Origin of the sequence: Actinomadura sp. WMMB 499 (assembly GCF_008824145.1) — a bacterium.
Classification (GTDB): domain Bacteria; phylum Actinomycetota; class Actinomycetes; order Streptosporangiales; family Streptosporangiaceae; genus Spirillospora.
The window spans coordinates 5754979-5767681 of the sequence record NZ_CP044407.1 but is presented as its reverse complement, the minus strand read 5'-3'; the positions used below and the strand labels follow the sequence as shown (position 1 = coordinate 5767681).

The 12703-nt window shown below is 71.4% G+C and carries 8 protein-coding genes; 3 read left to right on the top strand and 5 right to left on the bottom strand.

The window, feature by feature from the left end:
* Nucleotides 1-2: 2 nt before the first annotated feature.
* From F7P10_RS25925 to ftsE, 3 genes are all read right to left on the bottom strand, one after another.
* Nucleotides 3-1163 (bottom strand): S41 family peptidase, encoded by a 1161-nt coding sequence (locus tag F7P10_RS25925; RefSeq protein ID WP_151013045.1) that lies wholly within the window; start codon nt 1161-1163, stop codon nt 3-5.
* A gap of 44 nt (nt 1164-1207) precedes the next feature.
* Nucleotides 1208-2113 (bottom strand): permease-like cell division protein FtsX, encoded by a 906-nt coding sequence (gene ftsX / locus F7P10_RS25920; protein ID WP_151013043.1) that lies wholly within the window; start codon nt 2111-2113, stop codon nt 1208-1210.
* A gap of 106 nt (nt 2114-2219) precedes the next feature.
* The gene (ftsE, locus tag F7P10_RS25915; RefSeq protein ID WP_151013041.1) at nt 2220-2909 is read right to left on the bottom strand and encodes a cell division ATP-binding protein FtsE; all 690 of its coding nucleotides are present in this window, start codon (nt 2907-2909) and stop codon (nt 2220-2222) included.
* Between the two features lie 375 nt (nt 2910-3284).
* Between ftsE and F7P10_RS25910 the strand changes: the two genes are divergently transcribed.
* On the top strand, nt 3285-3467 hold the full coding sequence (locus tag F7P10_RS25910) for a hypothetical protein (protein WP_151013039.1): 183 nt from the start codon (nt 3285-3287) through the stop codon (nt 3465-3467).
* 60 nt (nt 3468-3527) lie between these two features.
* Here the strand turns inward: F7P10_RS25910 and F7P10_RS25905 are convergent, their stop codons facing one another.
* Nucleotides 3528-4727: a hypothetical protein gene (locus F7P10_RS25905; RefSeq protein WP_151013037.1), complete on the bottom strand. Its 1200-nt coding sequence runs from the start codon at nt 4725-4727 to the stop codon at nt 3528-3530.
* A 132-nt stretch (nt 4728-4859) separates the two neighbouring features.
* Between F7P10_RS25905 and prfB the strand changes: the two genes are divergently transcribed.
* Together prfB and F7P10_RS25895 are read left to right on the top strand one after the other, a co-directional pair.
* Nucleotides 4860-5972, top strand: coding sequence for a peptide chain release factor 2 (gene prfB / locus F7P10_RS25900; protein ID WP_151013035.1), 1113 nt, complete (start codon nt 4860-4862; stop codon nt 5970-5972).
* An 89-nt stretch (nt 5973-6061) separates the two neighbouring features.
* Nucleotides 6062-7093, top strand: coding sequence for a hypothetical protein (locus F7P10_RS25895; RefSeq protein ID WP_151013033.1), 1032 nt, complete (start codon nt 6062-6064; stop codon nt 7091-7093).
* A 241-nt stretch (nt 7094-7334) separates the two neighbouring features.
* On the opposite strand, the gene F7P10_RS25890 is transcribed toward F7P10_RS25895, so the two are convergent.
* Complete coding sequence (locus tag F7P10_RS25890; RefSeq protein ID WP_151013031.1) at nt 7335-12191, bottom strand: NAD-glutamate dehydrogenase; 4857 nt, start codon at nt 12189-12191, stop codon at nt 7335-7337.
* Nucleotides 12192-12703: the final 512 nt, after the last annotated feature.

The following is a 12703-nucleotide window of genomic DNA, read 5'->3' as shown; positions in this document are numbered from 1 at the left end:
GATCAGCCTCGGTCCTTGTCCGGCAGCGTCGCGTCCAGGCCGCGCAGCACCGTCCGGGCGCGCTGCTCGGCCGCTTCGGGAGGGCGGTCGGCGGAGACCGCCACGTCGGGTTCGACCCCGACACCGTCGAGGTTACGGCCGCTCGGGGTGCGGTAGCGACCCACGGTCAGCTCGATCGTCGAACCGTCGGAGAGCTCGATCGGCTCCTGCACCGACCCCTTGCCGTATGTACGTGATCCTACGAGGACGGCGCGGTCGCGGTCGCGCAGGGACCCGGCGACGATCTCGGCGGCGCTCGCGGTGCCCGCGTCGACGAGCACGACCAGCGGCGTCTTCGCGTCGCCGGGGCGGGCCACGGTGTAGCCGCGGGACGGTTCGCCGCGCCGCTCGTAGCTCACGACCGGCCCGCCCGCGAGGAACGCGGACGCGGCCTCGACGGACTCCTCCAGCAGCCCGCCCGGGTTGCCGCGCAGGTCGAGGAGGTACCCGGCGGACGGCGCGGGCGCGGTGGCCGCGCGGACGCGGTCGCCGGTGCCGCGGGTGAACGCCCCGACGCGGATGGTCCGGACGCCGCCGGGTCCGTCGGTCACGGTCACGTCGCCCGCGCTGACGGGCGTCCGGACGAGACGGAACGTGCGGCCGCGGGAGTCGCGGGTCACGGTGAGGTCGACGGTGCCGCCCTCGGGTCCGCGCAGGGCCGCGGCGACGCGGGCCAGGTCCCAGCCGGCGGTGGACGCGCCGTCCACCGCGGTGATGACGTCGCCCGTGCGGACCCCGGCGCGTGCGGCGGCGGTGCCGGGCTGGACGCTCGCGACGCGGACCCGTTCGCGGCCGCCCTCGGCGCCGAGCCACAGCCCGACCCCGCTGTAGTGGCCGTTGAGGCGGCCCTCGACGTCGTCGTACCGGCGGGCCGGGTAGTAGCGGGCCCACTCGTCGCCGAGCGCGCGGAGCATGCCCTCGATCGCGTGCCGGTCGAGGTCGGCGCGTCCGACGGGGTGCGCCGAGCTGCCGCCGATCTTCGCCGCGGCCTCGTCCAGGACGGACCCGCCCGCGACCGCGGCGTGCCGTTCGGGCCCCGGGCCGCTGACCGCGCCCAGACCGTAGGCACCCAGGACGACGGACGCGATGACGGCACCGCGAAGCAGGCGACCGGAGGGGACCATGCCGCAAGTCTAGAGTCGGGACCGGTGCGGGCCCGGCGTTCCGCTCAGATCCGCAGGTATCGCCGCAGCGTCAGGAAGGAGGCGACCGCGCACAGCAGGACGCCGAAGCAGATCGACACCACGATCACCGACAGCACCTGGCCCCAGCCGAGCTTGGCGATGAGCTGGATGTCGTCGGCGAGCCGGTCGATGAGCAGGAACTTGCTCGCGACCAGCATGATCGAGGCGAACACGCCGCCGATCAGGCCCGCGATCGCGCCCTCCAGGATGAAGGGCAGCTGGATGTAGGTGTTGGAGGCGCCGACGAGCCGCATGATGCCGGTCTCGCGGCGGCGGTTGAACGCCGACAGCCGGACGGTGTTGCCGACCAGCAGGACCGAGGCGACGACCTGGATCAGGGCCACCACCAGCGCGCCCCACTGCAGCGCGTTGAGGATGCCGAAGAACCGGTCGAGGATCTCCTGCTCGTTGATCACCGAGTCGACGCCGGGGCGGCTCTGCACGGCCTCGGCGACGGACTGGTACTCCTCGGCGTCCTTGAGCTTGACCCGGAAGGAGTCGGGAATGTCGCCCTCGCGGGTGCTCTCCACGAAGCCGGGCGAGCCCGCGTAGCGCTCCTTGAACCGCTGGTACGCCTCCTCCTTGCTCTCGTAGGTGACCTCCGAGACCTCGGACATGCCCTTGAGCTGCTGCTCGAGCTGCGCGCGCTGGTCTTCGGTGACGTCCTTGCCCTGGCACGCCGGGTTCGAGCTGGTCTGGGCGCAGAGGAAGATCGAGACCTCGATCTTGTCCTGCCAGTAGCTCTTGGAGGAGGAGACTTCGGCGCGGATCAGCAGGCCGGTGCCGAAGAGCGCCATGGCGATGGCGACCGTGATGATGAGGGAGATCGTCATCGTCAGGTTCCGGCGGAGACCGATCCAGATCTCCTGAAGAACGAACTGTACGCGCATGCCTCGCTGTCCTTGGTCGCCTGTCGTCGTCCCGGCGGTGTCGCGGTGGCGGGAACGGGTGGTTCAGATGGGAGCCGTCAGTGGGCCGGTCGGGTGGCCGGGAAGCTCAGTAGGCCTGGCCGTAGACGCCGCGCGACTGGTCGCGGACGACCCGTCCGTCCTCGAGCTCGACGACGCGCTTGCGGAAGGCGTCGACGATCGCGGCGTCGTGGGTGGCCATGACGACGGTGGTGCCGGTCCGGTTGATGCGGTCCAGCACCTTCATGATGCCGATGGAGGTGGCCGGGTCGATGTTCCCGGTCGGCTCGTCTGCCAGCAGGATCATCGGCCGGTTGACGAACGCGCGCGCGATGGCGACGCGCTGCTGCTCGCCGCCGGACAGTTCGTGCGGCATCCGGTGGGCCTTGCCCTCGAGACCGACCAGGTCGATGACCTCGGGCACGACCTTGCCGATGAAGCGCCGCGGCTTGCCGATCACCTCGAGGGCGAACGCGACGTTCTCGAAGACGTTCTTGTTGGGGAGCAACCGGAAGTCCTGGAAGACGCAGCCGATCCTGCGGCGCAGGTGCGGCACCTTCCAGTTGCTCAGTCTGGTGAGGTCCTTGCCCGCCACGTGCACGTGACCCTGGGAAGGACGCTCCTCCTTGAGGACGAGTCGCAGAAAGGTCGACTTGCCGGATCCGGAGGGACCGACCAGGAACAGGAACTCGCCCTTGTCGATGGCGACGTTCACATGCTGGAGGGCGGGCCGGTTCTGGCTCCGATAGACCTTGGTGACGTTGTCGAAATTGATCACGGCTGCATCACGGCGGTTCACTCTAGGGGTTGGGGAGCGGCCCGACCTGCGGCGGCGGATCCGATCCGTCGCTTTCGGCCTGCGCCGCCCGGCTCTGCGGCCGGACGGGCCGACGAGCCTGCGAGCAGTGTAGAGGGGACAGTCAACTACCTCGTCCCACTCGACGTGGTGGTGATGACGCGGCGGGATTCACCGCGCCCACTCTGTGCGGGGCCCGGGGCCGTCCCCGGGTGGTTCGTACCGTTCAAGATTCCGGACTTGCCGGAACGACCATACAGTCCGGCTAGGCTGGACGATGGGAAAGATGCCTAATAAGTCGGTGATCGACGCATCCGCACGGACCCGCGTGCCGAGCACGCAGATGGGGGCGACACCATGAGCTGCGAAGATCTGATCTGCGCCCGCTGCTCGAACCCGGTCGTCGAGGGACGCTGCCCGACCTGCAGGATCGCCCGCTCGCAGATGCACCGGCACGGCCCGTCGCTGCCGCCGATGCTCGTCCTCGCGGTTCTGGTGGCACTGCTGTTCGTGGCGCTCGTGCTACAGCGCGTGTACTGAAGCTGCTGAGAGGCTTCTCACCAACGCCGCCGCCGGGAACTCCGGCCGCTTTCCGGCAGGTCAGTTCTTCTTCAGCGGCGGCGTGGCCGCCCTGGTGACCGCGCCGCCGTCCCCGACGACGCGCGCCTTGACGGCCCCGGACTCCCCCGATCCACCGTCCCCGCTCTCCCGGTTCTCCTCGGTCCGCCGCTCGCCGTCCGGCGACGCGCTCGGCGACGGCTCGCCGTCTCCCTCGCCGTCCCCCTCGCCGTCCGCGCCGCCTTCGCCGCCTTCGCCGTCCGCGCGGGGCGGGTCGTAGGCGGCGAAGTGCAGCGTGGAGGCCGTGTCGACCTTGTTCCCCTCGACGGTCCCGTCCAGCAGGTGCTCCGCGTCGCCGGGGATCTCCGGCCGGGGCGCCTCCGGATCGTCGGCGGCCGCCTCGGAGATGAGCGAGGTGTTGCGGTACAGCGAGTAGATGATCAGTCCGCCGCCGTCCTCGGTGCGCAGCCCGAAGTAGGGGAAGGACGTCGCGGTCGGCACGACCGTCAGCGTCAGGTCGTCCTCGGCGGCTCGCTCCTTCGCCTTCTCGGCGCGCTCGTAGTAGCCGCTCGTCCGGGTGCCCGCCTCCATGACCTTCGCGGCGACGCTGCCCTCCCCCTCCGCGGCCATGGTGGCGTGGATGCCGCCCATCTCCTGCGGCCGGATCAGGACGGACGTGTCGTCGCTGCTCAGCGCCTCGGCGTAGCCCTCGTCGTCGATCGCGACGGCGGGCAGGTCGGCGTCGCGGTCGACGACGACGGCGTTGGTGAGGGACCAGCGGCGGTCGGCGCCGCGCAGGATGAACGACATCAGCACGCGCCGCGCGCCGTCGGTCTCGCCCACGACCGAGCGGTCCACCGACGCGACGAACCACTGCGGATAGCCGCCCTGCTGCAGCTTGGGCACGTACAGCTCGGGCTTGCCGTAGTCGAAGCGGCGCACGGGGTCGCCGTCGTAGGCGGCCTTGCGGAACTCGGCCGCGGTGAGCTGGGACTGCCCGTCGGACGTCCAGGTCAGCGCGAGCCGCTCGTCGCCCGCGGCGCGGGCCACGTCCTCGTTGACGACATAGGTACGGAAGGTCTCCTTCGCGACCTCCGGGGTGAGCTCGACGGGCTCGGGCGGGGAGGGCGTGGGCATGGCGGCGGTGGGCCGCACCTCCGGCGCGCTCTGCTGGGCGCAGCCCGCGGCCGTCACCGGCAGCAGCAGCGCGATGGCCGCGAACGCGCGCGCGATCCTGTGCAAAGCTCCGTCCCCCGGGCCCGCCTCCGCCTGCCGTTCAGGCCGTCCGGCCGGGCCCCCCGTTCGCCGATTGTGCCACCCAGGGTATTGGCCGGGCGCGCCCGGCACTGCCGGGACGGCGATAAGCTCGGAAGCGTGGCAGGTATGGAACCGGAAGAGCGACTCAAGGAGCTCGGCGCGACCCTGTCCGGCATCGAGCAGGTGCTGGACCTCGACGGCATGCGGCGCGACATCGCCGAGCTGCGCGAACAGTCCGCCGACCCCGACCTGTGGAACGACCAGGAGCGCGCCCAGTCGGTGACCCGCCGCCTGTCGTACCTGGAGAGCGAGCTGGGCAAGGTCGAGGGGCTGCGGCAGCGCCTCGCCGACGCCGCGACCCTGTACGAGCTGGCCGCCGAGATGGACGACGCCGACACGCGCACGGAGGCCGACGGCGAGCTGGAGGAGCTGCACAAGGCCGTCCAGCAGCTCGAGGTCCGGACGCTGATGTCGGGCGAGTACGACGCCCGCGAGGCGCTCGTCTCCATCAACGCGCAGGCCGGCGGGGTCGACGCGGCCGACTGGGCCGAGCAGCTGCAGCGCATGTACCTGCGCTGGGCGGAGCGGCACGGCTACCCGACCGAGGTCTACGAGACGTCCTACGCCGAAGAGGCCGGGATCAAGTCGACGACGTTCACGGTCAAGGCGCCCTACGCGTACGGGACGCTGCGCGGCGAGCACGGCACGCACCGGCTCGTCCGCATCTCCCCGTTCGACAACCAGGGCCGCCGGCAGACGTCGTTCGCGGGCCTGGACGTCGTCCCGGTCGTCGAGCAGAGCGACCACGTCGAGATCGACGAGAACGAGCTGCGCATCGACGTGTACCGGTCGTCCGGTCCCGGCGGGCAGGGCGTCAACACGACCGACTCGGCGGTGCGGATCACCCACCTGCCGTCCGGCATCGTCGTGTCCTGCCAGAACGAGCGGAGCCAGCTGCAGAACCGGGCGACGGCGATGAACGTCCTGCAGGCGAAGCTGCTGGAGCGCAAGCGGCAGGAGGAGGCGGAGAAGATGTCCGCCCTGCGCGGCGAGGGCACGAGCAGCTGGGGCACGCAGATCCGCAACTACGTCCTGCACCCGTACCAGATCGTCAAGGATCTCCGCACGGGCGTCGAGGCGGGCAACCCCACGTCGGTCCTGGACGGCGACATCGACGAGTTCATCGAGGCCGAGATCCGCTGGATGCGGCAGCAGGAAGCCGGCACCTGATCTTTTTCTCGCGTTCCCAGAGTGATCGGGTGGTCACTCTGCGATGATTCCGGGTGGACTCAGCTCGTCGATTCCACCCGGGGGACCGCATGCCCGCACGCTCGCACGGACGCACGACAGGACGCACGCCCGGCCGTGCGTCCGCGCGCACCCGTCCACGCGCGGCCGTCGCCGCGCTGACCGTCCCGTGCCTGCTGGGCGGTGGCGTCGCGGGCTGCAGCGAGAGCCCGTCGTCCGCCGCGTCGTCGGCGCCGCCGGCGCTGAGCCGGGCGCAGGCCGAACAGGTGCTGGCGTCCTACACCGCCGCGGCCGACGGGGCCGGGCAGAAGCTCGACCGCCGGGCGCTGACCGCGATCCAGAGCGACCCCCAGCTGACCATGGACGCGGCGATGTTCAGCAAGTACCGGGCGCTCGAGCAGCGGCCGCCGAAGCTCGACTTCGCCAAGAGCACCTTCCTCATCCCCCGCATGGAGGGCCACCCGCGCTGGTTCGTCGTGGGCGCGGGCGGCGGGAAGGGGGCGGGCGCGCGGCCCCACGCGATGCTGTTCACGCAGGAGAGGGCGGGCGGCCCGTGGCTCCTGGCCGCCGATCCGGCGCCCGGCGACGGCGCGCTCGGCCGGGTGAAGCTGGACGACGACGGGTTCGCCGAACGGGTCGCGCCGGACGCGGGCGGCCTGCCCGTCCCGCCCGCGCAGGTCCCGAAGGCGCACGCCGCGCTGATGACGGACGGGCCGGACGCGTCCGGCGCCGCGGCGCTCGCGGACGGTCCGACCACCGGGCGGGCCTACGACGCGCTGCAGAAGGTCACGAAGTCGCTGGCCGGGCAGGGCGTGCGGCTGGCCTCCACGTTCGCCCCGGCCGAGTACCGCGTGCACGCGCTGCGCACGAAGGACGGCGGCGCGCTCGTCTGGTACGCGATGAAGCAGCATGAGGCATACTCCGCCGCAAAACGGGGCAGCCTGGCGGTAAGCGGTGATCTCGTCGGGCTCGCCCCGGCCAGGTCGGTCAGGACGAAGCTGAGGACGACGGTCCTCACGCAGTACCTGGCCGTCATCCCGCCGGACGGCCGCGCCATGGTCGCCGGCATCTACCGCAAGGCCGTCGCCGCGAAGGGCGCCTGAACCGCAGGCGCCACCCGAGCCGCGAGGGCCGGCCGCCGCGCGGCCGCAGGCTCGCGCGGCCCCTGATCTCCGCCGGGTGCCGGGCCGTCCCGCTCTTCCCGACCGCTGCAGCGGGAGCGGTCCGGCACCCGGCGGGTCCTTCGATTGTGCCGTGCGCGCCGTCCCGTCCCGTCGCAGGCCGGACGGGACGGCGCGTCACGTCCGGCCTGCGCGGGAGCGTCGGGGCGGCGCGCCCGGCGGGTCAGGACTCGGCGGGCGGCAGGGAACTGCTGGTCACGAGCGTGCGGACCGACCGCAGCGCCACCGACAGCGTCGCCAGGTCGAAGCTGTCGCTCTCCCAGATCTCGCCGAGCATCTGCTGGGCGCGGTCCACCGCCGTGCTGTTCTTCTCGGCCCAGTGCACCAGCCGCTCCTCCGGCCGCGCGCCCGGCTCGCTCGTCACCAGGACGTCCCGGGTGAGGGCCGAGTGCGCCGCGTACAGGTCGTCCCGCAGGGCCGACCGCGCCATCGAGCGCCACCGGTCGTCGCGGGGCAGCGCGATGATCCGCTCCCGCAGCCGCGACAGCTGCAGCCGCTCGGCGAGGTCGAAGTACACCCCGGCGACCTCCTCGACCGGGCGTCCCGTCTCGTGCGCGATGCCCACCAGGTCGAACGTGCTGTACGCGGCGACGAGCATCGCGCACTGCTCGGCCAGTTCCCCGGGGACGCCCCGCTCGGCGAACCCGTCGCGGCGCTGCTCGAACGCCGCGAGGTCCTGCCCGGTGAGCAGCTTGGGCAGCTGCGCGCTGAGCGTCGCGGCACCGCCGCCGAAGAAGTCGATCGTCTCCTGGATGTCGAACGGGGGCCGCCGGTTGTGCAGCAGCCAGCGGGCGCCGCGCTCGGTCAGCTTCCGCGCCTCCAGCAGCATCGCGATCTGCGTGGACTGGTCGACCTGCCGCGTCAGGCCCTCCACCGACGCCCAGAACCGCGGCATGTCGAACACGTCGCGGGCCACCAGGTAGGCGCGGGCGATGTCGGACGACGACGCGCCCGTCTCCTCGTTCATCCGGAACACGAACGTGGAGCCGGAGTTGTTGACCAGGTCGTTCACCACCGCGGTGGTGATGATCTGGCGGCGCAGCGGGTGCCGGTCCATGTGCGGGCGGAACCGCTCCCGCAGCGGCGTCGGGAAGTAGTCGACGAGCCACGACTCCAGGTACGGGTCGTCGGCCAGGTCGGAGACGATGACCTCGGCGTCCAGCGCCAGCTTCGCGTACGCCAGCAGCACCGAGAACTCGGGCCCGGTCAGCCCCAGCGCGGACTGCCGCCGCTCCGCGATCGCCTTGTGCCCCGGCAGGAACTCCAGGTGCCGGTTCAGCCGCCCGTCCCGCTCCAGCTTCCGCATGTGCCGGGCGTGGACGTGCAGCATCGCCGGGGCCTGCGCGCGGGACGCCTCGAGCACGACGTTCTGCGCGTAGTTGTCGCGCAGGACGAGCCGTCCGACCTCGTCGGTCATCTCGTACAGCAGGGTGTCGCGCTGCTTGCCGGTCAGCTCCCCGTCGCGGACCGCCTGGTCGAGCAGGATCTTGATGTTGACCTCGTGGTCCGAGGTGTCCACACCGGCGGAGTTGTCGATGAAGTCGGTGTTGACGAGGCCGCCCTGCCCGTTCGAACCGCTGCGGGCGAACTCGATCCGGGCCAGCTGCGTCAACCCCAGGTTGCCGCCCTCGCCGACGACGCGGCAGCGCAGCTCCGCACCGTCCACCCGCACCGAGTCGTTCGCCTTGTCGCCGACCGAGTCGTTCGTCTCCAGCGAGCCCTTGACGTAGGTGCCGATGCCGCCGTTCCACAGCAGGTCGACCGGCGCCCGCAGGATCGCCCGGATCAGCTCGTACGGGGTCAGCGCGAGCACGCCGTCCTCGATGCCGAGCGCCGCCCGGACCGGCGGGGTGATCTTGATGGACTTGACGGTGCGCGGGAAGACGCCGCCGCCCTTGGAGATCAGCGACGTGTCGTAGTCGTCCCACGTGCTGCGCGGCAGCTCGAACAGCCGCCGCCGCTCGCCGAACGACACGGCGGCGTCCGGGTCCGGGTCGAGGAAGATGTGCCGGTGGTCGAACGCGGCGACCAGCCGGATGTGCTCCGACAGCAGCATCCCGTTGCCGAACACGTCCCCGGACATGTCGCCGATCCCGACGACCGTGAAGTCCTCGGCCTGCGTGTCCTTGCCGAGCGACCGGAAGTGGTAGCGCACCGACTCCCACGCGCCGCGGGCCGTGATGCCCATCGCCTTGTGGTCGTAGCCGACCGACCCGCCCGACGCGAACGCGTCCCCGAGCCAGAACCCGTACTCGGCCGCGACCCCGTTCGCGATGTCGGAGAACGTCGCGGTGCCCTTGTCCGCCGCGACGACCAGGTAGGTGTCGTCGCCGTCGTGCCGCACGACGTCCGGCGGCGGCACCACCTTGCCGTCCACCAGGTTGTCGGTCACGTCGAGCAGGCCGGAGATGAAGTCCTTGTAGCAGGCGATCCCGGCCTGCTGGTACGCCTCCCGGTCCACGGCCGGGTCCGGGAGCTGCTTGCCGACGAAGCCGCCCTTCGCGCCCGCCGGGACGATCACCGTGTTCTTCACGGCCTGCGCCTTCACCAGGCCGAGGATCTCGGTGCGGAAGTCCTCGCGGCGGTCCGACCAGCGCAGCCCGCCGCGCGCCACCGCCCCGTACCGCAGGTGCACGCCCTCGACCGACGGCGAGTACACGAAGATCTCGTACATCGGGCGCGGCTCGGGCAGGTCCGGGATGCGCTCGGGGTCCAGCTTCAGCGCCAGGTACGGCCGGCGCTGGTAGTGGTTCGTGCGCAGCGTCGCCTGGATCATCGCCAGGTACGCGCGCAGGATCCGGTCCTCGTCGAGGCTCGCGACCTCGTCGAGCTTGCCCTGCAGCTCCTCGGTGATGCCGAGGCTGCGCTCGTCCTCCCCGCCCGCCAGGGACGGGTCGAGGCGGCTCTCCCACAGCCGCACCAGCAGCCGCGTGATCGACGCGTTCCGCAGCAGCACCTGCTCGACGTACCGCTTGGAGAACGTCGTGCCCGCCTGCCGCTGGTACAGCGCGTACGCGCGCAGGATCATCGCTTCCCGGAAGGTCAGCCCCACGTGCAGGACCAGCGCGTTGAACCCGTCGTTCTCGATCTCGCCGCGCCACAGGGCGCGGAAGGCGTCCTGGAACAGCTCCTTGACCGACTCCTCGGGCACGTCCGGGGACGGCGCGTACCGCAGGCCCAGGTCGTAGATCCAGTACCGGTTGCCGTCGTCGGTGCCGATCTCGTAGGGCCGCTCGTCGACGACCTCCACGCCCATGTTCTGCAGCAGCGGCAGCACCCGCGACAGCGAGATCGGCTCGCCCAGCCGGTAGATCTTCAGCCGCCGCTCGCCGTGCTCCGCGCCGAACGGCTCGTACAGGTTGATGGACGTGTCGGCGTCCGGTCCGAGCTCCTCGAGGAACCGCAGGTCCGCGACCGCCGTCCGGGCCGGGAAGTCCGCCTTGTACCCCTCGGGGAACGCGTCGGCGAACCGCCGCGACAGGTTCCCCGACCGCTCCTCGCCGAACAGCTCGACGACCGCGTCGGCCAGGTCGTCCGACCACGACCGGGTCGCCGCGGCCACCCGGGCCTCCAGGTCGTCGACGTCCACGTCGGGCAGCGGACGGCCCCGCTCGCCCCGCACGACCACGTGCAGGCGCGCCAGCAGCGACTCGGTGACGTTCGCGCTGTAGTCGACGGTGACGCCCTCGAACGCCTCCTTCAGGATCCCCTGGATCCGCAGCCGCACCTTCGTCGTGTACCGGTCGCGCGGCAGGTACACCATGCACGACATGAACCGGCCGTACATGTCCTTGCGCAGGAACAGCCGGAGCTGCCGGCGGTCCCGCAGCCGCAGCACCCCGAGCGCGATGCCCAGCAGGTCGTCGACCGAGATCTGGAACAGCTCGTCCCGCGGGTAGCCTTCCAGCACCTCGATGAGGTCCTGCCCGTCGTAGCTGTCGCGCGGGAACCCGGATCGGTCCAACACCTCGTCGCGCTTGCTCTTGAGGACCGGGACGTGCGCGATCGACTCGCTGTAGGCGACGTGCGTGAACAGGCCGAGGAACCGGCGCTCCCCCACCACTTCACCGGACGCGTCGAACTTCTTCACCCCGATGTAGTCGAGGTACAGCGGGCGGTGGACGGTCGAACGCGAGTTCGCCTTCGTCAGCACCAGCAGCCGCTTCTCGGTGGCCTTCTCCCGCACCTCCGGCGGCAGCGCCGCGAAACTGCGGGACTCGCGGGTGTCGTCGCGCAGGATGCCGAGCCCCGTCCCGGGCTCCGGCCGCAGCGCCGTCCCGTCCTCGACCAGCGTGTAGTCGCGGTACCCGAGGAACGTGAAGTGCCCGTCGGCCAGCCAGTCCAGCAGCTCGACGCCCTCGGCCAGCTCCTTCTCCGGCAGCTCGGGCCCGTCCCCGCGGACCGCGTCCGCGATCTCTCCCGCGCGCGCCCGCATCTTGGGACCGTCCTCGAACGCGACCCGCACGTCCTGCAGGATCCGCAGCAGATCCTTCTCGAGCCCCTCCAGCAGCGCCCGGTCGCTCGTCCGGTCCACCTCGATGTACATCCACGACTCGTCGATGTCGGTGGGCATGTCGAGCTTCCCGCGGAACCCGTTCATGTGCCCGGCGACGTCCCGGTCCACCCCGAGCAGCGGGTGCACGACCAGATGCACGGCCAGCTGGTGCCGCGCGAGCTCCATCGTCACCGAGTCGACGAGGAACGGCATGTCGTCGGTGACCACCTGCACGACCGTGTGCCCCGGGTCCCAGCCGTGCTCCTCGACCGTCGGCGTGAACACCCGCACCTTCGGCCGTCCCTGCGGCCGCTCCTCGGCGAGCAGCCGGTGCGCCATCGCGGGGCCGCAGACGTCCGCCGGGTCCCGCTCCAGCAGATCCTCCGGCGCCACGTGCCGGTAGTAGAGCCGGAGGTAGGCGAGGGCCTCCTCAACATCGCCCCCGCGGGCCCCCGGACGCTGGACGCACGTCTCAGCGGCCCTCCGGAGGAGATCGTCCTTCGCCTGGTCGAGCCTGCCGCCCATCAACAACTCCCCTTAGAGACTCCGCCACCCCGTTGTGGCGCTTCTCACGCGCCAGCGTAGCCAGGAAAACACCCCAAAGTTGACCTGCCAACCCGTTGCCCGAACGTGGCATTGCACACGTGCTTGTTTGCAAGGCCCTTGGCGTCAGGCCGCCAGGCGGCCTTCCTTCGGCGGGCCTTGCGGTGCGATTGCTGCATCGCTCCGACTCGCCCTAGGGGCTCGCTGCGCGATCAGATTCTCGCAGGCTCGAATCTGGCTTCGCTCGCAATCGCAGCGGTTCCGGTCCGCTTCGGTTGGGGTGATGGCGGGGGTGGGTGCCCCAGGGGGTTCGTGAAGGTCGTGCTTTTCGCGACTACACCCCGCTTGCACGTCGCTGGATGTTCGCGGGCCTCGCCCCGTCGGTTGCGGTGGACAGGACGGTTCCGGACGCGGCGAGATTCTGCGAACGGCGTTCGGGACCGTCCCGTCGAGCCTTCGGGCGCGAGACCAGCGGGCGGTCGGAGGCGCGTCCG